Source organism: Kitasatospora sp. NEAU-CNBT7 (genome assembly GCF_057220535.1).
The window spans coordinates 23,768-49,349 of the sequence record NZ_JBXQQB010000013.1 but is presented as its reverse complement, the minus strand read 5'-3'; the positions used below and the strand labels follow the sequence as shown (position 1 = coordinate 49,349).

Below are 25,582 nucleotides of genomic sequence, written 5' to 3'. Positions count from 1 at the left end.
GCGGGCGGCGGGCGGCGGGCGGCGCGCGGCGCGCGGCGGGAGACGTCAGCCGTTGACCTTGTCGTCGATCAGCTCGGTGACGGTCTGCCAGGCCTTGGCGGGGTCGGTGCCGTGCTGCTCGATGTCGAGGATCCCGTTGTCGGTGATGATCGTCTTGACCGTGCCGTCCTGCTCGCCGATCGGCGCGGGCTTGATGCTCCCGGCGGTGGTCGCGAAGATCTGGCCGGTCGGGGTGGACCCGAAGTAGTCCAGCCGGGCGTCCTGCACCGCAGGCAGCTGCAGACCCGCCGTGGTCGAGGGCAGGTTGCCGACCTTGGTGAACACCTTGGCCTGCTGCTCGGGCGCGGTCAGCCAGGCGGCCAGCGCGGCGGCCTCGGCGGTGTGCTTGCCGGCCTTGGGCACCGTCAGGAAGGCGCCGCCCCAGTTGGAGGCGACCGGCGCCTGGGCGATGTCCCACTTGCCCTTGCCGCTGTCGCCGGAGTACTTGCTGATGATGCCGGTCATCCAGGACGGGCAGACCACGGTCGCGAACCGGGCGTTGGTGAAGGCGCTGTTCCAGTTGTCCTGGAACTGGCGGAGCCCGGCGCTGATCTTCGCCTGGGAGGCGCTGACCGCGATGTCCCAGGCCTTCTTCACCCCGGGGCTGTCCCGGTAGACCAGCTTCCCCGAGGCGTCCGAGTACTGCTGCGCCTCGGCGGACAGCGCCGCGTTGAACAGCCCGCTGGCCGAGTCGGTGAAGTAGGTCCCGGCCGGGGCGTTGGCCTGGTACTGCTTGCCGGCGTCGACGAACTTGCTCCAGTCGCCCGCCCAGAGCCTGCCCACCGCCTCGCGGTCGGACGGCAGGCCGGCCTGCTCGAACAGGTCCTTGCGGTAGCAGACCGCCATCGGGCCGATGTCGGTGCCGAGTCCGATCAGGGCGCCCTTGGCGGTGGTCGCCTGCTTCGACTTCCAGGGCAGCCAGGCGTCCGCCTTCACCCCGTCCGCCTTCGACAGGTCGGTGAACTTGTCGCCGAGGGTGCCGGCCGCCTGGGCGATGTAGCCGACCTCGACCGCCTGGATGTCGGAGAGCCCGCTGCCGGAGGCCAGGTGGGTGGTCAGCGCGTCCCAGTACTTCTGGCCGTCCTGGACGGTCTCGTACTTGATGGTGATGTTCGGGTGCGCGGCCATGTACTCGTCGTACAGGCCGGCCTCCTTGTACCCGAAGGTGCCGAAGTCGCCGACGGTCAGCGTGACCTGCGCGGACCCCGGGCCCGCCGATCCGGCGGGCTGCGGGCCGCCGCTGCTGCAGGCGGTCAGCAGCAGGGCGGAGCAGAGCAGCGCCGCGGCGGCCGGGGCGGTGGCTCTGCGGGGACGGGAGGTGGTGCGCATGTGCGTCTCCTTGTTCCGAGGACGTTCCGTGGGCGTTCCGAGGGCGTCCGTGGACGGGCCTCGCGGGGTGCGGCACGCGGCGGCCGGGCGGGCCGACCTGCGCGGACGGGTGGCGGATGGGTGCCTGGTGCTGTCGAACGGGAGGTACGGGGAGGTGCGGTGGGGCGGGCCCGGCCCCGGTGTACGCTCGCCGGGGCCGCGTGGGAGCGCTCCCACTCGGCCTGTGGGAAGGTTGCTGCGTCCCGGTGCCGGGTGTCAAGCCTGTGTGTCGGATCTGTTTCCGACGGCCGCCCCGGGCGGCCCGGGCGGCGGGCGGAGGCCGACCCGGTTGGTGTCCGGCGGCGGCGCGCGGGGACGATGGGGTGGTGGCCGGGCGCGAGTGGAGCCCGGCCGGGTGAACGGAGAGGCGGCACGATGGCACGGATGGTGGGCGGGCAGGCCGGCGGCGCGGCCGGCGGCGCGGCCCGGGGGGCGGCGCGCCCGACCCTCGAGGAGGTGGCCGCGCTGGCCGGGGTGGGCCGCGGGACGGTCTCCCGGGTGGTCAACGGCTCGCCGCGGGTCAGCGAGAAGGCCAAGGAGGCCGTGCTGGCCGCCATCGCCGAACTCGGCTACGTGCCCAACCGGGCCGCCCGGACCCTGGTCACCTCGCGGACCGACTCGATCGCGCTGGTCGTGCCCGAGGCGGAGACCCGGCTGTTCTCGGAGCCGTACTTCTCCGACATCATCAGCGGAGTGTCGGCCGAACTCGCCGAGACCGAGATGCAGTTGCTGCTGATCCTGGTCCGCAACCAGCGCGAGCGCGAGCGGCTGGCGGCGTACCTGACCGCGCAGCGGGTGGACGGCGTGCTGCTGGTCTCGGTGCACCGGGACGATCCGCTGCCGGCGCTGCTGGAGAGCCTGGAGATCCCGTCCGTGCTGGCCGGCCGGCGCGGTGACGCGGAGCCGCTCGGCTATGTGATCGCGGACAACGCGGGCGGTGCCCGGATGGCCGTGCGGCACCTGCTGCGGCGCGGCTGCGACGCCATCGCGACCATCACCGGACCGCTGGACATGGAGGGCGCCAGGGCCCGGCTCGGCGGCTACCGGCAGGCCCTGGAGGAGGCCGGCCGACCGTACCGGGAGGACCTGGTCGGGCTCGGCGACTTCACCGAGGAGGGCGGCCGGCTCGCGATGCGGGAACTGCTGGAGCGCAGCCCCGGGCTGGACGCGGTGTTCTGCGCCTCGGACCTGATGGCGGCCGGGGCGATGCAGGTGCTGCGGGCGGCCGGCCGGCGGGTGCCGCAGGACGTGGCGGTGATCGGGTTCGACGACTCGGTGGTGGCCCGGCACACCGAACCGCCGATGACCAGCGTCCGGCAGCCGATCGAGGAGATGGGCCGGACCATGGCCCGGCTGCTGCTGGAGGAGATCGGCTCGCCCGGCCGGGCCCACCGGCAGGTGGTGCTGGCGACCGAACTGGTGGTCCGCGACTCGGCCTGAGGCCGCGGCGGACCGTTCGGCGGCGCGGGGGCGCTCAGTGAGCGGGGAGGGGGCACGGGTGAGATGCTCCGCGAGTGCGAGTCCGTTGCGGGAGCGCTCCCACCCACTCGTCCGGGTGGTCCGCTCCCGTGCGCTGGGCCGAACGGCGGTACCGGCGTTCACTCGTCGGTGTCGACCGGGCCCGGCGGCGCGGCCGCTCGGCTAGCGTCTGGCCTGCCCGACCCCTGCCCTCGGCCGCTGCCCGACCCCGGCCGGTGCCCGAGCCCGTCCCGTGCCTGATCCGGGCCGGACCGGGCGGGACGGGGGACGGATCCGCGGCCGTCCCGAACACCTCGCAGGGGAACCGAACGTGAACCACAGACCGGTGCTCACCGCCGCCACGGCCACGGCCGTGTTCGCCGCCCTCGCCGCGCTGCTGCCGGTCGGTGAGGCCGACCCCTCGCAGGCCGACTCCGCGGCGGCCGCCGCGGGTGCCCCGGCCACCCGGCCGGACGGGGTGACCCGGGCGCCCGCCGCCGTGCCGCCGCACGCCGACACCGTGGCGGGCAGCGGGCCGTTGAGCGGGCCGATGAGCGGGCCGGCCGTGCTGACGGCCCGGCAGTCCGGGCTGCGGATGCACGCGTTCGGCGTGGGGGAGTCCCGGGCGGCGGACGGTGCGGCCGTGGTCGGCATGCCTCCGGACGCCGAGGCGGACCAGGAGTGGCTGGTCCTCCCGTCCGGCACCGGCGAGCTGGTTCTGCGGACCTTGCTGGCGCCCGTCGATGACGCCGGACCGCTGCTGCTCACCACCGACCCCGACGACTCGGTCTACCTGCAGCACGGCCGGTCCGCGGGCCCGCAGGAGGACCCGGCCCAGCTGTGGACCTTCGCCGGGGACCCGGCCCGGACCGGCCCGGCCGCCGCGGACGCCCCGTTCCGGATCGTCGCGCAGCGCGGCGGCTGCCTGCTCGACAACGGGTACGGCGAGCGGCTGACGGTCGGTTCGTGCGAGGACCCGCGGGCGTGGTGGACCTCCGAGGGCAGCCCGCCCGTCGCGGTCGCGGACGGACCGGCCGTCAGACCCTGAGCCCGGCACCGGCGGGCACACGGCAGCGGGTCTGCCGTCCGGCCGGACGGCAGACCCGCTGGTGGTGTGGCAGGGAGGCTCAGCGGCCGCCGGCCCGCCGGGTCCGGTGGCGGCGGGTCAGCAGGGCGCCGGCCCCGAGCGCGGGGGTGGTGGTGTCGGCGCCGGTGGCGGCGAGGGCGCCGTGGCGGCCGTCGGCGGGCCGGGCGGAGTCGCTGCTGGTGCCGGCCGTCCAGCCGGCCGGCCGGACGGAGGCCTGCTCGCTGCCGTGGCCGGGGGTCCACGGGGAGCCGTCGTGGCCGCCGGGCCGGTCGTGATCGTCGCAGTCGTCGTCGTGACCGTGGCCGTGGTCGTGGTCCTCGCAGGGCTTGCACGCCGGAACGGTCACGATGTTGCTGGTCGCGGTCACCGTACTGCCGCCGGCGGAGGTGCCGGTGACGTCGGCCCGGTCGGTGATCCGTCCGGCCTTCACGTCGGCGGCGGTGGTGGTGTAGGTGGCGGTGCAGGTGGTGGATCCGCCCGGTTCCAGGGTGGTGACCGGGCAGGTCACCCGGGGGGTGCCCGGGCCGTGGTCGGCGACCTGGATGCCGGTGACGGGGACGGTCCCGGTGTTGGTGACCGTGAAGGTGTAGTGGACGGTCTGGCCGGCCCCGGAGAACGCGGTCTCCTGCGCGTCCTTGACGATCGTCAGACCGCTGTAGGGGACGGTGACCTGGTTGCTGGTCCCGGTCACGGTGCTGCCGCCCGGGGTCCTGCCGGTCGCGGTCGCGGTGTCCACGACCTTCGCGTTGCGCACGTCCAGGGCGGTGGTGGTGTAGGTGGCGGTGCAGGTGGTGGATCCGCCCGGCGCGAGGACGGAGACGGGGCAGGTCACCTGGGGAGTACCGGGGCCCTGGTCGGAGACCGCGACGCCGGTCAGCGGCTCGGAACCGGTGTTGGTCACCACGTACTGGTAGTGCAGGACCTGTCCGGGCGCGGTGAAGTCCTGCTCGGTGGCGGACTTCACCACGGTGAGACCGCGGGTGGGCGGGCGGTTGACGGTGACGGTGGTGGTGCAGCCGCCCTCGGTGGCGCAGCTGCCGCCCTGGCCGGTCGGGGTGGCCGAGTTCCGCAGCGCACGGTCGCCGGTGTCGGGGGTGTTCACCGTGACCCGGTAGCTGACGGTCGCGGTGCCGCCCGGGCCGAGGAGGCCGGTGTAGGTGAGGGTGTTGCCGGTCACCGAGGCGGCGCCGGTGGTCACGGTGACCGAGCCGGGCACCAGGGTGGCGTCGTCCAGGACGGCGCTCAGGTCGTCGGTGAAGTCGGCGTTGGCCGCGACGGTCCCGGTGTTCGCCACGGTCACGGTGTACGTGACCGTGGCGCCCTCGTCGACCGGTCCGGCCGGGACGGCACCCTTGGCGATCGTGTAGGTGGGCGCGGCGCAGCTGCCGGAGTCCTGCGCGGCGGTGGCGCCGTAGAAGCCGGCCCCGGTGGCGACGACCGGCGTCACGGGCAGCGGGTCGGTCGACGCGGCGGTCGGGACGCTGGTCAGCCGGTTGATCGTCCCGTCCGAGGCGAACGCGTACACGCTGCCGCCCGACTGGGCGCCGCCGAAGGTCTGGGGGACGGTGCCGATCTGCGTGACGGTGTTGTCCGGGTGGATCCGGAACACCGGCGAGGGCGAGGAGATGCCGCCGGCCGGAGCGCCGAACGCGAGGAGGTCGCCGTCGGCGAGGGTGAGGAAGTCGCCCGCGGAGACGAACCCGGCGGGGAACGCGTAAGGGGCGACGGTGCTCACGCCGGTGGCCGGGTCGACCAGGAAGATCTGGTTGGTGATGAACGATCCGACGATCAGCCTGCCGTCCGCGGCGGCGGTCAGGCCGTTGACGGCCGGTGTGGCCCCCAGGGCGGCGAGCGGGCCGGTCACCGCGACGCTCGCGGTCTCCGCGCCGGTCGCGGGGTCGATGGTGTACACGGTCGCCGCGCCGGGGAAGTTGACGCCGTAGAGCTTCGAGCCGTCCGGGCCGAAGGCGATGTCACCGTAGTCGCGGACCAGTGGCGCACTGAACAGGACGGTGCCCGCCGTGTCGTACTCGATGAGTGTGTGGCTCGCCCCTCCCGTGTTCGCCCAGAGCGGGACGGGCGGGCAGGGGGCGCGCAGCGCCCGTGGCGAGGGGGCGGACGCCGGGCGGGCGTCGGCGGGGACACCCTGCGCCAGGGCCGGCGTCATTCCCGTGCCGCTGGTTGCGAGCGCCAGGCCCGCGGCGGCGGCGACGAGCGAGCGCCGCGGGGAAGGGCGTCTGATGTGCGCCAGGTAACCGTTCACGTTCTCTCCGGGGAGGGGAAGCCGTCGTCATGGGGTCGGACGAGCAGATCCTTTGACGGAAAGTAATGTGATCAAAACATGGAGTGACCTTTTGGGTCAGCGTCGGTGCCCGCTCACCGAGGGGTGTCCGGCCCGGCGTCCTGCCGGGCATCCCGCTGGGCGTCGTGTGCGAGCAGTGCGACGTACAGCGAGGTGAGCTGCTCCAGGTCGTCGAGGTCGGTGCCGAGCAGCTCCTCGATGCCCTGCAGCCGCCGGTAGAGCGCCGGACGGCTGATGTGCTGGTGCTGAGCCGTCAGGGACTTGTTGCGGCCGGTGCTGAGGTAGCCGCGCAGCAGCTCCAGCAGGTCGGGGCGGCCGAGCAGCGGCCCGAGCTCACGCACGATGAAGGACTGCAGCTGCGGGTCGTCGCGCAGCAGCCGGACCAGCCCGCGCAGCCGTACGTCCCGCAGCCACGCCACCGGCCCGGCCGGCGGCCCGGCCAGGGCGGCGTCCGCGACGTGCACCGCCTCCACGAACGAGCGGCTCAGCTCGTCCAGCACGGCGCAGCCGAAACCGGCACCGGCCGCCGCCCGCGCGCCGAGTGCGGCCAGCCGTTCGTGCAGCCGGACCGCCAGCCGGCGGACCTCCTGCTCGGGGTCGCGGCCCGGGGGCAGGCTCAGCAGGACGGCCAGGGTGTCCGGCCGGATCCAGGCCGCCAGCGCGGCCGTGCCGTCGTCGGCGAGCTGCCGCTCGACCAGGTCCCGCAGACCCGGGACGCGCCCGTGCGGGCGCAGCACCAGCGGGACGAAGGTCCGCCGGCCGGCCGGCAGCCCGGCGGCGCGGATCCGGGGGAGCAGGTCCTCCGGGCGGGCGGTGCCGGCCGCGAGGTCGGCCAGCAGCACCTCCGCGGCCTGCTCCTCCCAGCCCCGGCCGCGCTCGCCGAGCAGGTGGTGCAGGGCCAGCGCCTCGGCGGCGCGGGTGCCGATCACCCGGGCGGTCTGCGCGGTGCCGGGGTGGCCGAACAGCACCAGCTGGCCCCACTGGCGGCCGCGGGCCTCCAGCCGGGCCACGATCCAGCCGTCCGGGCCGAGCGTCACCGGTGAGTTCCCGGCCATCGCGGCGACCTGCCGGGACACCAGGTCCCAGTCGCGCAGCAGGTCGCCGAGCGCGGTGCGCGGCCCGGCGCAGGCGAGTACCCGGCGGGCCAGGTTGACCACCACCGCGGGGCCGCCGCCGTACGCGGAGATCTCGTCCAGCAGACGCTGCAGCGGGACGCCGGAGAGGTTGAGCGCGGTGAGGGCGCTGCTCATCCGGTCGGAGAGGTCCAGCGCGGCGAACCGGCCGTGCAGCAGCCGGGCGTGCACCTCCTCGGTCAGCCGGGTGAACGGCGCCGGGCGGTGCAGCACGATCAGCGGGACCCGGCAGCGCTCGGCGGCCCGGCGCATCGCCTCCGGCGTGGTCCGGAAGCCCCGGCCCAGCCCCAGCACCACGGCCGCGGCCTCGGCGCGCTGCATCGCCTCCACGTACTCCACCTGCCGGCGCTCGTCGCCGGCCAGCAGCACACCCGTGGTCAGCACCATCTCGCCGCCGGAGAGCATCACCGCGACATCGGTCGCCTCCGCCACGTGCAGCCAGCGCACCGGCCGGTCCAGCCGGCCCGGGCAGGCCGCCACCTCGGCGCCCCAGGTCACCATCGGGTCCAGGTCGAGCACGTCCTGCACGGTCAGGCGGCCGTCCTCCAACTGCGCCTCCCCTCCGGGTGATCGTCGGAGTCTATGCCGCCCGCCGGGCCCGCGGTGTGCCCCGGCGCACATTGCCCGCGGCGGGCCCCGGATGACAGAGTGCGACCATGGTCCACCCCACCGTGCCGCAGGCCTCCCTCGCCCCCGCCGCCGTGTTCGACTGGCTCGACGAGGCCGCCGAGCTGCGCGCGGGCGCCGGACTGACCCGGACCCTGCGCAGCCGCCCCGCCGAGGACCCGGTGCTCGACCTGGCGGGCAACGACTACCTGGGCCTGGTCCGCCACCCCGCCGTGACCGGCGCCGCCGCCGAGGCCGCACTGCGCTGGGGCGGCGGCGCCACCGGCTCCCGGCTGGTCACCGGCACCACGGCGCTGCACACCGAGCTGGAGGACGAACTGGCCGCGTTCTGCGGGTTCGAGGCCGCGCTGGTCTTCTCCTCCGGGTACGCGGCCAACCTGGCGGCGCTGACCGCCCTGACCGACCCGGACACCCTGATCGTCTCCGACGCCTACAACCACGCCTCGCTGATCGACGGCTGCCGGCTGGCCCGCGCCGACGTGCACCGCGCCCCGCACGCCGACCCGGCGGCGGTGCGCGAGGTGCTGGCGGCCCGGTCGCAGCGGCGCGCCCTGGTGGTCAGCGACTCGGTGTTCTCGGTCGACGGCAACGCGGCGCCGCTGCCGCGCCTGGCCGCCGCCGCCCGCGACGGCGGCGCCGCGCTGCTGGTCGACGACGCGCACGGCCTCGGGGTGCTCGGCGAGGGCGGCCGGGGCGCGCTCGCCGCCGCCGGTCTGGCGGGCGAGCCGGACGTGGTGGCCACCGTCACGCTGTCCAAGTCGCTGGGCTCGCAGGGCGGCGCGGTGCTCGGCCCGCGCCGGGTGATCCGGCACCTGACCGAGACCGCCCGCACCTTCATCTTCGACACCGGTCTGGCCCCGGCCGCGGTCGGCGCCGCACTCGGCGCACTGCGCCTGCTGCGCGCCGAGCCGCACCGTGCGGCGCGCGCCCGGGAGGTGGCCCGCACCCTCGCCGCCCGGCTCGCGGCGGCGGGACTGCAGGCCAGCACCCCGGACGCGGCCGTGGTCTCGGTCCGGGCACCCGGACCCGAGGCGGCGGTGCAGTGGGCGGCGGACTGCCGTACGGCCGGGATCGCGGTCGGCTGCTTCCGCCCGCCGTCGGTGCCGGACGGCGTCTCCCGGCTGCGGCTGACGGCCCGCGGCGACCTGACGGAGGACCAGATCGAGCGGGCCGTCGCCACCATCGCCGCCACGGCGCCCTGACCGGCTCTGCCCTGACCTGCTGTGTCTTGACCGCCTGAGCCCCGGCCTGCCGCGTGGCGCGCGCAGGCGTACGGCTGCGGCTACGGCGTCACGGCCGGCCGGCCGTGACCGGACGCTCCGCGGTCGGGCGCGCGGGGGACGTGGCGCCCGCGGCTGCCGCGGTGCGGCGGCCCCGGCCGGCCAGGCGGCAGCCGAGGCAGTCGCCGTGGGCGGTCATGGTGTCGCGCACCCGCCACGGCCACTGCTGCTCCGGGCGCGGACCGCTGGGCTTGCCCCAGCCGGCCAGGTGCAGGACCCAGGTGGCGACGGCGGCCAGGACGACCAGCGCGCCCCCGAGCCACAGGCCCGCCGCCGACCCGGCGCACAGTGCCACCCCGGCCACCGTGGAACCGGTGAGCGCGACCGCCGTGCCGGTCCACCCGGCGACGGTGTGGCCCATGTCGTGGTTGCCGTGCAGGGCACTCATCGCTTCCTCCGGGGGATGTGGGGGCATGGCACGTAGGCTGGAGAGACCGTTTATCTCACGAGCTAAGTATCTTAGAGACTAAGAGGAATCTGCATGCAGGGCAAGCCCCGTCCGGCGGCGACGGCCGCACAGGCACTCGCGGGCATGGACCAGCTGATCGCACTCAGCCACATCGGGCAGCAGGACATGGCCCAGCGGCTCGGGCTGAGCAGCACCGACCTCACCTGCCTCGGCCATGTGATCGGCGCGGGCGAACAGCCCGTCACCGCCGGCGAACTCGCCGCTCGCGCCGGGCTGACCACCGGCGCCGTCACCGGCGTCGTCAACCGGCTGGAACGGGCCGGGTACGCCCACCGGCAGGCCGATCCGGCGGACCGCCGCCGGGTACGGATCGTCCCCGACGAGACCGCCAACCTCCGCGTGATGGAGCTCTACCAGCCGTTCTACGAGCGGCTGCACGCACTGTTCGCCGACTACACCCCGGATGAGATCGCCGTCCTGGCGGACTGGTTCACCCGCACCACCGACCTGATGCGCACCCGCCTGGAGGAGATCCGGCACGGCTGACCGCCCCCCTGCCCCCCGGCGCCGCCGGTGCCGCCGCCCGTCCGCGGCACCCGGCGGCGCCCGGCGGTACCCCCGCTACTCGCGCGCGGCCGCCCAGTCGTACGGCGCCGGCAGCAGCTCGGCGATCCCGACCGAGCGGGGCCCGCCCGGCGCGCCCACGATCACCCGGATGTCGGGGAAGCAGTCGGCCAGCACCTGCCGGCAGCGGCCGCACGGCGGGATCACCCCGCGTTCACCGTCGGCGACCGCGACCATCGTGACCAGGTCGTCGGCACCCTGCCCCGCGGCCGCGCCGATCACGGTCAGCTCGGCACACGGACCGCCGGTGAAGTGGTACACGTTCATCCCCGTGACGATCCGTCCGTCGGCGGCCCGGGCGGCGGCGGCCACCGTGTGCCGGTCGCCGGAGGCGTAACGGGAGACCACCGCCTCCGCGGCCTCGACCAGCTCCAGGTCGGCGGCGTCGGCGGCTGTGCTCACGGGCGGACTCCCTGGTCGGACACGGGAACGGGGGCGGGCCGTCGCGTGCGGGCGGCTCGGGCACCGGCGCCGCGCGGGGTCGACCCGTCCACGATAGGGCGCCCGACCAGCCCGGCCCGGCGGATCGCCCCCGGCGCGCCGCCGGGCCGCGCGGCGCACCCACGCGACACCCGCCTCCGGTGCTGACGCCGGGAACCCGGTCAGACCGGGCGCAGGTACCGGGCCAGCGGGTCGTCCCGGCCCGGAGCCAGCAACAGCGGCGACAGCGCACGGCACCAGGCGAGCACCCGTTCGCCGTCGGCCCCGGGCACCAGCGCGGCCAGCTCCTCGATCCGGGCCGTCAGCTCCGCCGGGCCGCCGACCCCCGCCACCGCCCAGTCGACCAGGTCGAAGTCGGGATCACCCAGACACGGGCGGGGATCGATCGCGACCGGGCCGTCCGGGCCATCCAGCACATTGGCGGGGTGCAGGTCGCCGTGGACCAGCGCCACCGGGCCGCCGTCGGCCAGCTCCCGGGCGGCGCCGCGGCAGCGCTCCGGCACCGCCACGTCCCGGCGCAGCGCCAGGTCGAACACCAGCTCCGTCCGCTCGGCCAGCCGCGGCAGTCCCGGCGGCAGCCCGACCGGTGCCCGCAGGGCGGCGAGCAGCGGCCCCACCTCGGCGGTCCGCCACGGGCGCCCGCGCAGGGTCGACCCCGGCTCGACCCCGGCCAGCAGCAGCGCCCCGGCCGCCGGCTCGTACGCCAGCAGCCCGACCACCGACGGCACCGCGGCCCAGGCTGTCAGGGCCAGCGCCTCCTGGCGGGCGATCAGCGGATCCGGCGTCAGCTTCAGCCACACCGGGGCGCCGTCCGGGCCCCGCGCGCAGCGGTACAGCAGCGCCGTGCCGCCGCCGCCCGCGGCCAGCACCTCCAGGTCCCAGCGCTCAGCCAGCCCGGCCATCAGGTCCGGCACCTCCCGGTACCAGGCCAGGGCCGCCGGCCCGAACCGCCGGACCAGCCGCCGGGCGTCCCCGGGGTCCGGGCCGTCCACCACCGGGTGCCGTCCGGCCGCTTCCACCGCTTCCCCTCCGATCGATCCGTCCGCCCCCGATTCTGGCAGGGCCCACCCCCCGGCCCGGCCGAGCGGGGCCCGGGTGGATATCGGCGGCGGGTGGATACCGGCGGCGGGCGGGGGCAGGCGAGGGGGCACGGACACGCGAACAGAGGAGGAGTACCGATGAATCTCGTCATGGTCCTGCTGCTGGCTCCGCTCGCCCTGGCCGCCGCCGTAACCGCCCTGGCGCCCGCCCCCGGCAGCCGCCCCCGCCACCGCGGCCGCCGGGCGCCCGGTGCGGCCCGGCCCACCGGCGCCGCACCGCGCCACCGCCTGGGCTGACGGAGGACCGGGCAGCGCGGCCGGCGGGCCGGGCCAGGGGATCAGCCGGTCTTCCTGGCCCGGCTCGGCTGCACCCGGGCGGGCTCGCCCGGCATCTTCGGGTGGTCCGGCGGGTACGGCAGGTCGCCGAGGTCCTGCCGGTGGTACAGCTCCAGCACCGGGTCCAGCGAGAACGCGTGCTGCTCCATGTCCGCGTGCACGTCCCCCAGTTCGGCGAACCGCTCGGGCACCGTGCGCAGGTCGAAGTCGGTCGGGGTGACGTCAGGCACCTCCTCCCAGCGCAGCGGGGTCGACGCGGTGGCCTCCGGCCGGGGGCGCAGCGAGTACGGCGAGGCGATGGTCCGGTCCCGGGCCATCTGGTTGTAGTCCACGAAGATCCGCTCGCCGCGCTCCTCCTTCCACCAGGCGGTGGTCACCCGGCCGGGCATCCGCCGCTCCAGCTCGCGGCCGAGCGCGATCACCGCGTGCCGGCAGTCGGTGAAGGTCCAGCGGGGCTCCAGCGGCACGTACACGTGCAGGCCGCGCCCGCCGGAGGTCTTCGGCCAGCCCCGCAGCCCGTACTCCTCCAGCAGGCCGCGCAGTTCGAGGGCGGCTGCCACCGCGTCGTGGAAGTCGGTGCCGGGCTGCGGGTCGAGGTCGATCCGCAGCTCGTCCGGGTGCTCGGTGTCCGTGCGGCGCACCGGCCAGGGGTGGAAGGTCAGACAACCGAGGTTGGCCGCCCAGAGCACGGCGGCGGGCTCGTTGGGGCAGATCTCGTCCGCGGTGCGGCCGCTCGGGAAGGCGATCCGGGCCGTCGGCAGCCACTCCGGCAGGCCCTTGGGCGCGCGCTTCTGGTAGAAGAACTCGCCGGTCACCCCGTCCGGGAAACGCTGCAGCGTGGTCGGCCGGTCGCGCAGCCCGCGCAGCACCCCGGGCGCCACCGCCAGGTAGTAGCGCGCGATGTCCAGCTTGGTGTAGCCGCGCTCGGGGAAGTACACCTTGTCCGGGTTGGAGAGCCGCACCGACCGGCCGTCCACCTCCAGCTCCACAGCTCCTGCCATGGGTCCACGCTAGACCGTGTCCGACAATTCGCGTCGGATCAGCGCGCGGCGTCCGGGTGCGTGCATCGCAAGGCGGAGGAGAGAGCCCATGCGGAGCATCGGCGACCGACGACAACGCGGCGAGACGCGTGCCCGGACGCCGCGCGCCCGGCGGGAATTGTCGGACACGGTGTAGGCCGGGCGCGCCGAAGGGGACGTACCGGCGCGCGGAAGGGGGGCGGGGCCGCCACCATCGGAGCATGCAGCTACCCGTGATGCCGCCCGTCGCGCCGATGCTCGCCAAGTCCGTGGCCGAGATCCCGCCCGGCATGCAGTACGAGGCCAAGTGGGACGGCTTCCGGGCGATCGTCTTCCGTGACGGCGACGAGGTGGAGATCGGCAGCCGTACCGGCAAGCCGCTCACCCGCTACTTCCCCGAGGTGGTCGCGGCCTGCCTGCGGGAGCTGCCGGAGCGCTGCGTCCTGGACGGCGAGATCGTGATCGCCCGGGACGGCCGGCTGCGTTTCGAGGAACTGCTGGAGCGCATCCACCCCGCCGCCTCCCGGGTCCGCACCCTCGCCGAGCGCACCCCGGCCTCCTTCCTCGCCTTCGACCTGCTCGCCCTCGGCGACCGCGCCTTCGACCAGCAGCCGCTCGCCGAACGCCGGGCCGCCCTCGCGGAGGCCCTGGCCGGCGTCGCCGCCCCGGTGCACCTCGCGCCCGCCACCACCGACCTCGGGCTCGCCCGCACCTGGTTCACCCAGTACGAGGGCGCCGGGCTGGACGGCGTGGTGGCCAAACCGCTGGACGCGCCGTACCGGCCCGGCGAGCGGACCATGTTCAAGGTCAAGCACCAGCGCACCGCGGACTGCGTGCTGGCCGGCTACCGCGAGCACAAGAGCGGCCCGGTGGTCGGTTCGCTGCTGCTCGGCCTGTACGACGACACCGGCCGGCTCCAACACGTCGGGGTCAGCGCCTCGTTCCCGATGGCCCGGCGTCGCGAACTCGTCGAGGAGCTGCAGGAGTTGCGGATGGACTCGTTCACCGGCCACCCCTGGGCCGAGTGGACCGAGGAGAGCGCCCAGGCGTCCTCCCGGCTGCCCGGCGGCCAGAGCCGCTGGACCGGGAAGAAGGACCTCTCCTGGGTGCCGCTGCGTCCCGAGCGCGTCTGCGAGGTGGCCTATGACCACATGGAGGGCAGCCGCTTCCGCCACACCACCCAGTTCCGCCGCTGGCGCCCCGACCGGGACCCGGCGAGCTGCACCTACGAGCAGCTGGTGGAACCGGTCTCGTACGACCTCGGCTCGCTGCTCGGGCCGTAGCCGCTCAGGCCGTGTGTGGGTTGGGGGGCCGGGGGCGCGAGGAACGGCGCCGGGGATCGTCCCACTTTCAACGTATAGCCGGGTGGGGGCCTTGCCGCAAGGCCCCCGCGGTGGGCCAGAATCCATCCTCCGACCCCACCACCACTCCGCCGAGGAGGATCCTTCCGATGCGTTTCCTGCTGTCCACCATCGGGTCCCGAGGTGACGTCCAGCCGATGGCCGCGCTGGCGTCGGAGCTGCACAGGACCGGGCACCAGGTGCGGGTGTGCGCGCCGCCCGATTTCGGCGAGTGGATCGAGGGCCTCGGGATCCCGTTCGTCGCGATCGGGCCCGAGCTGCGCACCGCCGCCGCCTCCGGACCCCGGCCCGCGGCGGCCCGGCCGACGCCGGAGCAGCTGCGCGGGCTGGCCCGGTCCACCGTCGACGCCCAGTTCGCCACCCTTCCCGCGGCGGCCGACGGCTGCGAGGTCATCGTGGCGGGCGGGGCGCTGCAGATCGCGGCCCGGTCGGTGGCCGAGCAGCTGGGGATCGGCTACGTGTACGCGGGGTACTGCCCGACCACGCTGCCCTCCCCGCACCACGCGCCGCCGCCGCTGACCGCACTGGGCCAGCGCCCGGCACCGCCGGCCGCCGACCATCGGCGGCTCTGGGCCGAGAACGCGGCGCACCTCGACGACACCTTCGGCGCCGCACTCGCCGAGCACCGGGCGGCCGCCGGGCTGGCGCCGGTCGCCGACGTCCGGAGCCACGTGTTCACCGACCGGCCCTGGCTGGCCGCCGACCCGGTCCTCGGGCCCTGGCCCGGGAGCCCCGGGCGGCCGGAGGTGGTGCAGACGGGTGCCTGGCTGCTCACCGACGGGCGTCCGCTGCCCGCGGAGGTGACGGCCTTCCTGGAGGGCGGCGAACCGCCGCTGTACTTCGGCTTCGGCAGCATGCGCGCGCCGCAGGACCTCGCCGCGACGATGCTCGGCGCCGCCCGCGCGCTGGGCCGCCGGGCGATCGTCTCCCGCGGCTGGGCCGGGCTCGCGCCGGCCGACGAGGGCGCCGACTTCCTGTCGATCGGTGAGATCAACCAGCAGCTGCTGTTCCCGCGGGTCGCCGCGGTCGTCCACCACGGGGGAGCGGGTACCACCACGGCGGCCGCCCGGGCCGGTGTGCCGCAGGTCGTCCTGCCGCAGATGTACGACCAGTACTACTGGGCCGGGCGGGTCGGGGAGCTCGGCATCGGGATCCCGCACCCGGCGGGCGCGCCGACGGTCGACTCGCTGGCCACCGCGCTCGGCCGGGCGCTGCGGCCCGGGGTGGCGGCCCGCGCCCGGGCGGTCGCCGCGACGGTCCGCACCGACGGCGCGGCCGCCGCCGCCCGGCGCCTCACCGCGGCGACGGCGGTCTGAGCCGGCCGGGCCGCTGCGTTCAGCCGCGTTCAGCGGCGGTTGCGGGGGTGCTGCTTGGCGGTGCGTTCGTTGCCGTGCTTGTAGTGGCCGGTCCACCGGGCCATCACCAGCTGGGCGTCACCGGATTCGGCCTCGGCGGTGAACTCGGCGGCGCGCGGTCCGCGCAGCTTCGCGGCGACCTTGCCGTGGTGCCACACCACGACGGTCCCGTCGGGGCGCTCTTCGTAGCTGAATCCGGACGGTGACGGCATGGGTTCCTCTCGGCGTGGTGCAGGGACGCCCGTACCTTGGCAAGACCGTGCGGTGGGTGCAACGGGTTTTCCGGCTGCCGGCTTGCGGCTGCCGGGCGCTGTCCGGTGTCCGCGGCGCCGCCGTCGGCGTGCTCAGGGGCGGGCGGTGGCGACCAGGACGGCGATGCCGTCCAGGATGCGCTGCAGGCCGAACTCGAACAGCAGGTCCAGGTCGAAGTCGTACCCCTCGGTGGCGAGCCGGTCCAGGGTCGGGAAGCCGCCGGAGGTGAAGACCGCCCGCAGTTCCGGCTCGTGGGCGTCCATCCACTCCTCGCTGTCCAGGCCGGTGGCGGCCTGCGCCTCGGCCTCGGTCTCCAGGTTGACCGCCGTGCCCCGGATGTAGTTGATCAGCACCAGGTGGGCGGTGAAGGCGGTCTGCAGGTCGAGGCCCTGCCCGGCCAGCGTCGCCAGCACCCACTCGCTGAACGGCATGGCGCCGGGCAGCGGCTGAGGCCTGGTCAGCGACATCGCCGGGGCCAGCCACGGGTGGCGGCGGAAGGTCGACCACAGGGCGCGGGCCGCAGCCTCCAGCCGGTCCCGCCAGACGGCCTGCGGCCCGGCCGGGAAGGTCCAGCCGGACAGGGCCGTGTCCAGCATCTGCAGGACCAGGGCGTCCTTGTCGGCCACGTGCCGGTACAGCGACATGGTGGCCACGCCCAGTTCGGCGGCGACCCGGCGCATCGACACCGCCGCCAGCCCCTCGGCGTCGGCGACGGCGATGGCGGCGGTGACGATCGGGGCGAGGGCGAGCGTCTGCTCGGGGACGGCCCTGCGCCGTGCGGGCGGTCCGGGGGCGGGCGGTGCGGCGGCGGGCGGTGCGGGCCGTACCGGCGCGGGGCGGGCCGCCACCACGGTTCCGACGCCCGGGAGCGCGTGGACCAGGCCCTGGTGCCGCAGTTCGGTCAGCGCCTTGGTGGCGGTGGCCATCGCGACCCCCCACTGCCGGGTGATCTCGCGGGTCGACGGGACCCGGTCGCCCGGTGCGAGTTCGCCGTCCGCGATCCGCCGCCGCAGTTCGGCGGCGATCCGGGCGGCGGCCCCCGGCCCGGAGCCGCCTGCTGCGGGCGGGCCCGCCGGGCCGTTCGCCGACCCGCCGTCGACCGACTTGCTCACCACGAATCCTCCGCTCCGCACCGGTGCTCCTGGACGGGCGCCCGCGGGCACCGCCCGTCCCGCGGCGACAGCCGCGCCGCGGTCAGCGTACGGGGGCGGCGCTGTCCGGGTCCTCCTGGCGGTCGAGTTCGGCCAGCAGGCCGCGCAGGAAGGCGCGGGTGCGGGCGAGGTCGTCCTCCTCCAGGCCGGTGAGGAGTTCCCGGTGCGCGGCGGCCGCGCGGGCGGTGACCAGGGCGAGCGCCTGCCGCCCGAGCGGGGTCAGGGTGAGCAGCGGGGAGCCCTTGTGGTCGGGGTTGGCCGCGAAGACGGCGTGGCCCGAGGCGGCCAGGTCGTTGGCGACGCGCTGGATGTTCTGCCGGCTGACGCCGAGCCTGCGGGCGGCCTGGGCCACGGTGACCGGGGTCGCCGAGGCCACGCTGAGCACCTGCCAGCGGGCCTGGGTGAGCCCCTCCGCCCGGGCGGTCCGCTCGCCGAGCCGGCGCAGCGCACCGGCCGCCTCGAACACGTCCGCGACCAGCAGGGCCATCATGTCGGCCGCCATCGGCGCCGCCTCCTTTGACAACATATTGTCGATGTGTGAGTCTGTTGTCATCCTACCTCGGGAAATCCAGTGCGAGGAGACCTCCCATGCCCACGACCGACCTCTACCGCAACGTCCACCTCGGCCAGCGGCGCCGGCTCTTCGGCCTCGCCGTCGAGCTCGGCCGCGCCGACGCCGCCCGCCCGGGCCGGGTCGCCGCCCTGGCGGACGACTGCCTGGCGATGACCCGCGAACTGCGCGAGCACGCCGACCACGAGGACGCGTTCATCCACCCCCTGCTGCGCGAGCGCGCCCCGGAGGCCGCCGACGCCCTCGAGGCCGAGCACCTTCGGCTGGACGCCTCGCTCGCCGCACTCGACCAGCGGGCCCGCAGCCTGCCGCAGGCGGACGACCCGGCCCTGCCGGAGGCGCAGCACGCGCTCTACCTGGCGCTGAACGAGCTGATCAGCGCCTACCTCGCCCACCTGCACGCGGAGGAGACGGTCGCCATGCCCGCGCTGCGCGACCGCTGCGAGGAGTCGGAACTCGCCGGGGTGCTGGCGGACTTCCACGCCTCCCGGACCCCGGAGGCGGGGGTGGCGGACCTGCGGCAGATGCTCCCGGCGCTGCCGCCGGCGGTCCGCGCCGACATCGTGCGCGGCCTGCCCGCCGAAGGGCCCGGCGGTGGCAGCATGCCGGCCGCGGCCGGCGCCGAGCTCACCCGCGAGCAGTACGCCCGGCTGCTGGAGGACCTCGGCATCCCCGAGAGCCACGCCGTGCGGGCGGCCGCCGACCGGGGTGCGCCAGTGCACCAGGGGGTCGGTGCACTAGAGCACTAGTGCACCATCGTCCCTGTAAATCAGCGAAATTCGGCTTGCGGCGCGTACGCGTACGCCGTACATTCGGAGGCATGGGACACACCGACATCCTGATCTCCGGCGGCGGCATCGCCGGCCCGGCCCTCGCGTACTGGCTGCACCGGGCGGGCTTCGCCGTCACGGTCGTCGAACGCGCCCCCGCACCCAGGCCGGGCGGCCAGACCGTCGACCTGCGCGGCGCGGGCCGCACCGTCATCGAGCGGATGGGGCTGATGCCGCAGGCCCGTGAACTCGCCGTCCGGCAGCACGGATTCGTCCTGGTCGACGCGGCCGACCGAATCACCGCCCAGGTGGGCGTGGACAGCTTCGGCGGCGAGGGGATCATCTCCGAGATCGAGATCCTCCGCGGCGACCTCGGCCACCTGCTGTACGAGGCGACCCGCCCGCACGTCGAGTACCTCTTCGACGACACCATCACCTCCCTCGACCAGGACGAGGACGGCGTGAGCGTCGGCTTCGAGCGGGGCGGCCGGCGGCGCTTCGGCCTGGTGGTCGGCGCGGACGGCCTGCACTCGGTGGTCCGGGCGCTCGCCTTCGGGCCGCAGGCGGGCGCCGTCCGCCCGATCGGGGTCCACAACGCGTGGTTCACCGCGCAGAGCGGCACCGACCTGGGCGGCTGGTTCCGGATGTTCAACGCACCCGGCGGGCTGGTCGCCTCGGCCCGGCCCGGCCGCCACCCCGGCGAGATCAAGGCCGCCCTGGGCTTCCGCTCGCCGCCGCTCGACTACGACCGCCGCGACCTCGACGCCCAGAAGGCGCTGGTGGCCGACCGGTTCGCCGGCGTCGGCTGGCTGGTCCCCGAACTGCTGGCCGCCATGCGCACCGCCGAGGACTTCGCCTTCGACCCGATGGGACAGGTCCACCTCGACAGCTGGCACCGGGGCCGGGTGGTGCTGCTCGGCGACGCCGGGTACTGCGCCACCCCGCTCACCGGCCTCGGCACCAGCCTGGCCCTGGTCGGTGCGTACGTGCTGGCCGGGGAACTGGCCGGGGCCGGCACCGACCCGCAGGGGGCGCTGCGCCGCTACGACGCCGTCATGCGGCCGTACGTCCGGAAGGCCCAGGAACTGCCGCCCGGCGGCGCCGGCGGCTTCGCGCCGTCCTCCGCCCTCGCGATCCGGCTCCGGGCGGCCTCCATGCGGTCGATGAACCGCTGGCCGATGCGCAACCTGATGGCCGCCCAATTCGCGAAGGCCGGGGACATCGCACTTCCCGATTACCCGGGACTGAACTGACGCACAGTCATTCAAGGCCACTTCCGGTGCCCATGGTGACGCCGGTTCGGCGGGGGGTCAGGTGAAGTTCATCCGCACCGGGCAAAAGGAATTCCCGGGTGCGGCCCGGAGGCGGCACCCGGGAATTCCCGGTGAACGGTCAGCCCTGCACCGGGGCGAGCTTCGGGTTCGGGCCGTACTCGTTGTCGGTCGGCTGGCCCTCGGTCGCGAAGAAGACGATCAGGACGATCGAGCCGATGAACGGGATCAGGGAGATCAGCACCCACCAGCCGGAGCGGCCGGTGTCGTGCAGGCGGCGGATGCCGACCGCGATCGAGGGGAGGAGCACGGCGAGCGCGTAGATCGCGCCGAGGACGGCGGTGCCCGCGACGTTGTCGATGACCGCCAGCACGATCGAGACGGCGATGTTGACGAGGGCGAACATCCAGAATTCCTGGCGGCGCGCCCGCCCGCTGAATCCGACGTAGTTCTTCAGTACTGCCAGGTACCAGTCCACCGGGGTGCTCCTATTTCTCATGGCTGCTGAGCGGAGCGAACCTATGGCCCGGTCAACTCGCGGTCAAGGTAGTGGTGCCCGGCCGATGCGCAACTGTGACGACGGGCCGGAAACACCCGCCCCACTGCTGCGCACACGCGTGAAATTCCCCCGGTGGACGCACGAATTCCGACGCCGGGTCAGCCCCCCCGATCACGACCGCTCAGTGCCGGTGGTGGTTGTCCGGCTGGGCCGGGTCGCCGGGGTGCTCGAGGCCGGGGACGAGGGTCAGCCGGACCGCCCTGGCCTGGTCGAGCCACCGCGTGAACGCCGTCCGGCGGGCGGACTCCAGCAGTGGGCCGGACCGGTCCGCCGGGTGCTGCCGGGCGGTCCGGCGGGCCGTCAGGGTGGCGGTCCAGCCGCCCGCCGTGACCGGCCGGCCCTCGGGCGCCCGGCTCAACGCGGCGGCCAGCTCGGCCGGCAGCGACTCCGGCGCGGCCTCGAACTCGCCGTCCGGCGTGGCCAGCCGCCAGAGCTCGACCGGCGGCCCGGGGTCCGCCGCCGCCCGGCGGACCGGGTCGGCGACGGTGTCGGCGGTGACGGCCCGGTAGACCGCACGGACCGCCGCACTGCCCTCGAACGCCGCCGCCGTGATGGACCCCAGCTCGACCGCCGCCCGCTGGTCCAGCCTGACCGGGGCCCGTTCGGTGCAGTCCAGTCCGCGCTCGGCCGCCTCCGCCGCACACAGCGCCTCGGTGAGCAGCACCTGCGCGACCCAACGGGTCAGCTGCCGGTCCTCCGCACTGCCCGGCACCGGCAGCGCGGCGGACCGCGGCCCGTCCCGTAGCGCGGCGAGCCGCCGGTCCAGCTCCGACCGGTCCAGCGGGCGCCCGTCCAGCAGACCGAGCACCCCCGGGTGCGGGTGGGCGTGCGCGTGCGCGTGCTCGTACGGCTCGGAGTGGTGGTGCGCGTGGTGCTGCCGGCTCACGGGGCCACCACCAGCTCGACGGTCGGCGCGTACTGGCAGCGCCCGAACCACATCACCTTGGCGAGCGCCCAGTACGCACCCGGCTCGGCGTCCGGCGGAGCCGCCAGCTCGAAGGTGACGGTCCGCCCGGCGCCCGCCGCCACCGCGAACCCGCGCACCGGCTCACCCACCGTGTCCCACACCCCCCAGGGCGAGACCACCTGCAGCTCGCCGCGGATCTCACCGCGGGTCCGGTTGGCCAGCACCAGGGCGAGCTGCGCCCGGCCGCCCGGCCGTACCCGCAGCGACTGCTCCGCCACCGTCACCGTGAGCCCGGTGTCCCGCCCGGCGGCGGCCTTGGTGCCCTGCGCGGCGGCCCAGTCCTCCGGGACCTCGCCGGGCACCGGGAGCAGCGCCGGCAGCTCGCCCAGGGCGATGGTGGCGACGTCCTCGACCTGCTGCCCGGCGTACTCGATCCGGACGGCGGCGAAGTACAGGCCGGGCTCGGCCCCGGGCGGCGGGGTCAGTTCCACCGGGAACCGCAGCTGCCCGGCGGCCGGCAGCCGGTACGGCCGACGGCCCGTACTCACCCGCCAGCCGTCCGGGGCGATCACCTCGGCGGTGCCCTCGACCTCGGCGTCCACCAGGTGCGAGGCCAGCACGGCGGACAACTCGACCGGTTCGCCCGTGGTGCGCAGCAGGCCGGGGGACAGGCCCACCGAGACCGGCAGGTAGCCCATCGGCGCGGGGCCGCGGTTGTGCAGCCAGTACCGGGCGTGCACCGGCTGGGCGGCCTCGGCCGTCGGGCCGAGCGGCGGGCCGTCGCTGCGCGCCCCGACCGGCCGTGCGGTGACGGTGAGCACCTCGCTGCCGGCCAGCGTGATCTGCCGGCCGAGCGCGGTGGTGGCGCGTTCCAGCAGGTCCGCCCGGTGCGGGCGGGTGAGGCGGAGCGAGCCGCCGAGGCGGGCGGTGCGGCCGAGGCCGGTGGACTCGACCAGCCGCAGGGTCACCCCGGCGGCGGCCGGGTCGCCGACCGCCGCCGAGCCGTGCGCGATCGGGTTGCCGGTCGGCTTGAGGGTGCCGAGCAGGACCTCGCGGGCCGGGTCGATCCGCAGCCAGCTGTGCGCCGCCGGCAGCGGTCCGGCCTGGGCCGGTGCCAGCCGGGGGAGCAGCGGGTGGTTGAACTCCTGGCCCTGGGCGGGCAGCGTCAGGGCCCGCCAGTCACCGTCCCCGGACACCAGCGAGTAGGAGAACTCGTGTGTCCAGTGCTGGAGTTGGAAGGAGGCGCCGTCCGGCAGGGTGCGCTGCGGCGGGTCGATCCACACGCCCGACGGCCAGCCGGTGCAGGAGCGCATCAGGGACAGGTGCAGGGCGCCGGTCGGGTCGACCGCGAAGCCGGGCAGGCCGTATGTCAGCAGGGCGACGGTGTGGTCGGTGAGCCGCTCGGAGGCGGGCAGCGCGCCGGGGCAGACGGCGTGCACCACGGCGTCGGCGAGGTCCTCGGCGAGCGCCGCCGGGTCGGTGACCACCAGCGCGGGCAGTGCGCGCAGATCGCGCAGGTCGGCGCCCGGCTGCCAGACCTCGTGCAGCGCCTTCTCGGCCGGCACCCACACCCGGCCGTGCGCGGCCAGCGCCGCGGCGTACTCGGCGCCGGCCCGCTCCAGTACCTGCCGGGCCGCGTCGTTGGTGTCCGGGCCGCCCAGCACGATCCGGAAGTCCGGCAGGTTGGAGTCGACGTCGAGCCAGCCGTAGCGGGCCCGTTCGGCGCTGCCGGTGGTGGCGGTCACGCCGACCCGGGCAAGTGCCACCACCAGGTCGCGGGCGTCGGCGGCCGAGGCCAGGTCGGCGGCCACCACCTCGGCGACGCCGAGCGCCCGGTCGCCGAGCGGCTCACCGGCCGGGCCGGTCAGCGTGACCCGGGCGGTGGAGCCGAGGCCGAACCAGGTGTTGGCCGGATTGTCCAGCGTCCAGGGCGCCTCGGCGGCGTCCACGTCGGGCAGCGCGAAGCCTCGGCCGACCACCGCGTCCGCGACCTCGCTGACCGGCAGGGCGCCGGGCAGGTCGACCGGGAAGCGCAGCCGCAGCAGCCGGTCGGCGCCGGCGTAGTCGACCACCGTGGTCCGGCAGTCGACCCGGTCGACGCCGTGCCAGAGCGTGACCGTCTGCCGGTACCCGATGCCGTCGACCGTCCCCGCCACCACCAGACGCTCGCCGAGCGGGCCGTGTTCACGGCGGACGGTGGCGGGCGCCTCGCCGGCGCCGGTCACCGGGCCCTTGGGGACCAGGTGCCAGGGGCCCTCGCCGAAGTCCGGGTGCTGCGGGTACTCCTCGTACACCCGCAGCTCGTTGCCGACCTGGCCCGCGCGGATCAGCTCGCGGCCGGACGCCTTGTCCAGCACGGAGACCAGCGCACCGCCGCGGTCCGGGTCGGCGGCCACCCGGTAGCGGGCGTTCTCGGCCGTCACCCCCAGGGCCGTGACTCCCCCGGCCGTCACCCCCTCGGCGGGCGACCACAGCGGCGCCGCCGGGCCGCCGGCCAGCCGCCAGCTGCGCCAGCCGAGCGCGGGGACGTCCGTGGCGAGGAACCACAGTGTGCCGCGGTCGACGGCGCTCGGCACCTCGGCGCCGGAGTCGTCCAGCACCCGGCCGCCGTCGGTGCCGGCCGGCAGACGGACGGCGGCGAGCGCGGTCCGGTCGAAGGACAGCGTGTTGGTGACCACGATCGCACCGCCCTCGCCGGTGGTGTCGATCCGCGCCACCAGCGCGTCCAGCGCGGTGTCGCGGACCTCGGCGGCCAGGTCGTGCGCCTCCCGCCAGCCGCCCAGCAGGTCGATGTACACCTGGTCCGACTCGGAGCCGGTGATCGCGTCGTGGTGCGCCCCGTACGCGAGCTGCCGCCAGACCTTGTCGAGCGCCGCGTCCGGGTAGCGCCCGAGGCCCTGGACGGCGGCCAGGGTGGCGAGCTTCTCGGCGTCCACCGCGGCGACCTCGGCGGCCCGCTGGGCCTGCTTGGTGTCGATGTAGGAGACGTCCTTGCCGGTGTAGACCGGGTTCATGTCGCGGGTCTGCGGGCTGGGCCGCCGCCCGGTGGCGGCGAGTTCGGCCCGCACGGCGGTGAGGAACTCGCGCGGGGTGCCGCAGACGAACCGCGGCCACAGGTACTTCGCGGCCCAGGAACGGTGGACGGCGGTGACCCACTTGTTCGGCGGCGTGTAGTCGGTGCCGACCGGCAGCAGCAGGTTCTTCGTCGCACCGACCGGTTTGATCTTCCGGTAGAGCTCGTACACGGCCTGCTCGGCGGTGGCCAGGTCGGGCGAGGAGTCCATCCACCAGCCCGCCGAGTAGTGGTGCGCCATGAAGTGGGTCAGCACCCCGCGGCCCGAGGGCGACAGCCACTCGAACTCGCTCGGGAACTGCATCACCGTCGCGTCGTCCTTGGCCTCCCGGAAGTTCTTCTGGATCGGCCCCCACTGGTGGAACGGGCCGCGTGCCCAGGCGCTGCCGGACAGGCCCGCGTCGGCGAGGTAGCCGGGGAACTGCGGGTCGTGGCCGAACACGTCCAGCTGCCAGGCGGTCTGCGGGTCGCCGCCGAGGATGTCGCGCTGGTAGCCGATGCCGTACACCAGGTTGCGGATGGTGCTCTCGGCGCCGGTCAGGTTGGTGTTCGGCTCGTTGTAGGTGCCGCCGACCAGCTCGACCTGACCGCTCGCCAGCAGCCGCCGCAGATCGGCCCGGCGCTCCGGGTGCTGGTCGAAGTACGGCTTCAGGTAGTCGATCTCGGCCAGCACGAACTTGTACACCGGGTCGCGCAGCGCCAGGTCGAGGTGGGTGTCGACCAGTGCGAAGCCGTTGCGCTCCCACAGCGGCCGGGTGGTGGCGTCCCCGGACAGCAGCTCCCACGGGGAGGTGTACGCCGCCTGGGTGTTCCACCAGACCGGGTCGTAGTGGAAGTGCGAGACCAGGTACATCGTCCAGCCGGGCTCGGCGGTCTCGAGCAGCGCCTCGACCCGGGCCGGCCCGGCGGTGACGGTGATCGGGCGCCCGGTGCCGGGCACCGGGTCGGCCACGGTCAGCGGCACCTCGACCACCCCCGTGCCGGTCGCCGCGCCCTCCACCCCCGGCCCGCTGACGGTGATCCGGGTGGGCGGGCCGTCGAGGGTCACCCGCAGCAGCTGGCGCGGCGCCTCCTCGGGCCCCGTGAACAGGTCGGTGCTCTCGACAGCGGTGATGGTGACCGGCACGGGCTGGCTTCCTCTCGGTCGGG

The 25,582-nt window shown here is 75.4% G+C and carries 22 protein-coding genes; 9 read left to right on the top strand and 13 right to left on the bottom strand.

Features of this window, described 5'->3' with window-relative positions; translation table 11 throughout:
• Positions 1-45: 45 nt before the first annotated feature.
• Positions 46-1,368 (bottom strand): ABC transporter substrate-binding protein, encoded by a 1,323-nt coding sequence (locus tag AC2TEW_RS18775; RefSeq protein ID WP_484624497.1) that lies wholly within the window; start codon positions 1,366-1,368, stop codon positions 46-48.
• A gap of 423 nt (positions 1,369-1,791) precedes the next feature.
• On the opposite strand from AC2TEW_RS18775, the gene AC2TEW_RS18770 reads away from it, so the two are divergent.
• Entirely contained in the window at positions 1,792-2,847 is a 1,056-nt protein-coding gene (locus AC2TEW_RS18770) for a LacI family DNA-binding transcriptional regulator (protein ID WP_484624604.1), read from the top strand.
• 349 nt (positions 2,848-3,196) lie between these two features.
• Entirely contained in the window at positions 3,197-3,913 is a 717-nt protein-coding gene (locus AC2TEW_RS18765) for a hypothetical protein (protein WP_484624496.1), read from the top strand.
• A 79-nt stretch (positions 3,914-3,992) separates the two neighbouring features.
• Here the strand turns inward: AC2TEW_RS18765 and AC2TEW_RS18760 are convergent, their stop codons facing one another.
• Positions 3,993-6,215, bottom strand: coding sequence for a CLIPPER-2 domain-containing protein (locus tag AC2TEW_RS18760; protein ID WP_484624495.1), 2,223 nt, complete (start codon positions 6,213-6,215; stop codon positions 3,993-3,995).
• Positions 6,216-6,328: 113 nt separating this feature from the next.
• Positions 6,329-7,936, bottom strand: a complete 1,608-nt coding sequence (locus tag AC2TEW_RS18755) for a PucR family transcriptional regulator (protein ID WP_484624493.1) — start codon at positions 7,934-7,936, stop codon at positions 6,329-6,331.
• Between the two features lie 107 nt (positions 7,937-8,043).
• On the opposite strand from AC2TEW_RS18755, the gene AC2TEW_RS18750 reads away from it, so the two are divergent.
• Positions 8,044-9,216, top strand: coding sequence for an 8-amino-7-oxononanoate synthase (locus AC2TEW_RS18750; RefSeq protein WP_484624492.1), 1,173 nt, complete (start codon positions 8,044-8,046; stop codon positions 9,214-9,216).
• A gap of 88 nt (positions 9,217-9,304) precedes the next feature.
• Here AC2TEW_RS18750 and AC2TEW_RS18745 read toward each other — a convergent pair whose 3' ends face one another.
• Complete coding sequence (locus tag AC2TEW_RS18745; RefSeq protein ID WP_484624491.1) at positions 9,305-9,682, bottom strand: HGxxPAAW family protein; 378 nt, start codon at positions 9,680-9,682, stop codon at positions 9,305-9,307.
• A gap of 93 nt (positions 9,683-9,775) precedes the next feature.
• Here AC2TEW_RS18745 and AC2TEW_RS18740 point away from each other — a divergent pair, with 93 nt between their 5' ends.
• Positions 9,776-10,249 (top strand): MarR family winged helix-turn-helix transcriptional regulator, encoded by a 474-nt coding sequence (locus tag AC2TEW_RS18740; protein WP_484624490.1) that lies wholly within the window; start codon positions 9,776-9,778, stop codon positions 10,247-10,249.
• A gap of 75 nt (positions 10,250-10,324) precedes the next feature.
• On the opposite strand, the gene AC2TEW_RS18735 is transcribed toward AC2TEW_RS18740, so the two are convergent.
• Together AC2TEW_RS18735 and AC2TEW_RS18730 are read right to left on the bottom strand one after the other, a co-directional pair.
• On the bottom strand, positions 10,325-10,729 hold the full coding sequence (locus AC2TEW_RS18735; RefSeq protein WP_484624489.1) for a cytidine deaminase family protein: 405 nt from the start codon (positions 10,727-10,729) through the stop codon (positions 10,325-10,327).
• 200 nt (positions 10,730-10,929) lie between these two features.
• On the bottom strand, positions 10,930-11,787 hold the full coding sequence (locus AC2TEW_RS18730; protein WP_484624488.1) for an aminoglycoside phosphotransferase family protein: 858 nt from the start codon (positions 11,785-11,787) through the stop codon (positions 10,930-10,932).
• A 159-nt stretch (positions 11,788-11,946) separates the two neighbouring features.
• Between AC2TEW_RS18730 and AC2TEW_RS18725 the strand changes: the two genes are divergently transcribed.
• Positions 11,947-12,105, top strand: a complete 159-nt coding sequence (locus tag AC2TEW_RS18725) for a hypothetical protein (RefSeq protein ID WP_484624487.1) — start codon at positions 11,947-11,949, stop codon at positions 12,103-12,105.
• Between the two features lie 41 nt (positions 12,106-12,146).
• Here the strand turns inward: AC2TEW_RS18725 and ligD are convergent, their stop codons facing one another.
• On the bottom strand, positions 12,147-13,145 hold the full coding sequence (gene ligD, locus AC2TEW_RS18720; RefSeq protein ID WP_484624486.1) for a non-homologous end-joining DNA ligase: 999 nt from the start codon (positions 13,143-13,145) through the stop codon (positions 12,147-12,149).
• A 239-nt stretch (positions 13,146-13,384) separates the two neighbouring features.
• Here ligD and AC2TEW_RS18715 point away from each other — a divergent pair, with 239 nt between their 5' ends.
• Complete coding sequence (locus tag AC2TEW_RS18715; protein WP_484624485.1) at positions 13,385-14,446, top strand: ATP-dependent DNA ligase; 1,062 nt, start codon at positions 13,385-13,387, stop codon at positions 14,444-14,446.
• 167 nt (positions 14,447-14,613) lie between these two features.
• Positions 14,614-15,840: a glycosyltransferase gene (locus AC2TEW_RS18710; protein WP_484624484.1), complete on the top strand. Its 1,227-nt coding sequence runs from the start codon at positions 14,614-14,616 to the stop codon at positions 15,838-15,840.
• Between the two features lie 29 nt (positions 15,841-15,869).
• Here the strand turns inward: AC2TEW_RS18710 and AC2TEW_RS18705 are convergent, their stop codons facing one another.
• The 3 genes from AC2TEW_RS18705 to AC2TEW_RS18695 form a co-directional block, all read right to left on the bottom strand.
• Positions 15,870-16,091: a hypothetical protein gene (locus tag AC2TEW_RS18705; RefSeq protein ID WP_484624483.1), complete on the bottom strand. Its 222-nt coding sequence runs from the start codon at positions 16,089-16,091 to the stop codon at positions 15,870-15,872.
• A gap of 132 nt (positions 16,092-16,223) precedes the next feature.
• The gene (locus AC2TEW_RS18700) at positions 16,224-17,243 is read right to left on the bottom strand and encodes a TetR/AcrR family transcriptional regulator C-terminal domain-containing protein (RefSeq protein ID WP_484624482.1); all 1,020 of its coding nucleotides are present in this window, start codon (positions 17,241-17,243) and stop codon (positions 16,224-16,226) included.
• 82 nt (positions 17,244-17,325) lie between these two features.
• Positions 17,326-17,784 carry a MarR family winged helix-turn-helix transcriptional regulator gene (locus AC2TEW_RS18695; protein ID WP_484624481.1) on the bottom strand — a complete coding sequence of 153 codons (459 nt, stop codon included), beginning with the start codon at positions 17,782-17,784 and terminating at the stop codon, positions 17,326-17,328.
• Between the two features lie 86 nt (positions 17,785-17,870).
• Here AC2TEW_RS18695 and AC2TEW_RS18690 point away from each other — a divergent pair, with 86 nt between their 5' ends.
• Together AC2TEW_RS18690 and AC2TEW_RS18685 are read left to right on the top strand one after the other, a co-directional pair.
• A complete protein-coding gene (locus AC2TEW_RS18690) occupies positions 17,871-18,602 on the top strand; it encodes a hemerythrin domain-containing protein (RefSeq protein ID WP_484624480.1) in 732 nt (243 codons plus the stop codon).
• A gap of 71 nt (positions 18,603-18,673) precedes the next feature.
• Positions 18,674-19,876, top strand: a complete 1,203-nt coding sequence (locus tag AC2TEW_RS18685) for an FAD-dependent monooxygenase (RefSeq protein WP_484624479.1) — start codon at positions 18,674-18,676, stop codon at positions 19,874-19,876.
• A 139-nt stretch (positions 19,877-20,015) separates the two neighbouring features.
• Here the strand turns inward: AC2TEW_RS18685 and AC2TEW_RS18680 are convergent, their stop codons facing one another.
• The 3 genes from AC2TEW_RS18680 to AC2TEW_RS18670 form a co-directional block, all read right to left on the bottom strand.
• On the bottom strand, positions 20,016-20,372 hold the full coding sequence (locus AC2TEW_RS18680; protein ID WP_484624603.1) for a DUF805 domain-containing protein: 357 nt from the start codon (positions 20,370-20,372) through the stop codon (positions 20,016-20,018).
• A 202-nt stretch (positions 20,373-20,574) separates the two neighbouring features.
• Positions 20,575-21,339, bottom strand: coding sequence for a DUF7158 domain-containing protein (locus tag AC2TEW_RS18675; RefSeq protein ID WP_484624478.1), 765 nt, complete (start codon positions 21,337-21,339; stop codon positions 20,575-20,577).
• Entirely contained in the window at positions 21,336-25,559 is a 4,224-nt protein-coding gene (locus AC2TEW_RS18670; protein ID WP_484624477.1) for a glycoside hydrolase family 38 N-terminal domain-containing protein, read from the bottom strand. Before AC2TEW_RS18670 ends, AC2TEW_RS18675 begins: the two co-directional genes overlap by 4 nt.
• Positions 25,560-25,582: the final 23 nt, after the last annotated feature.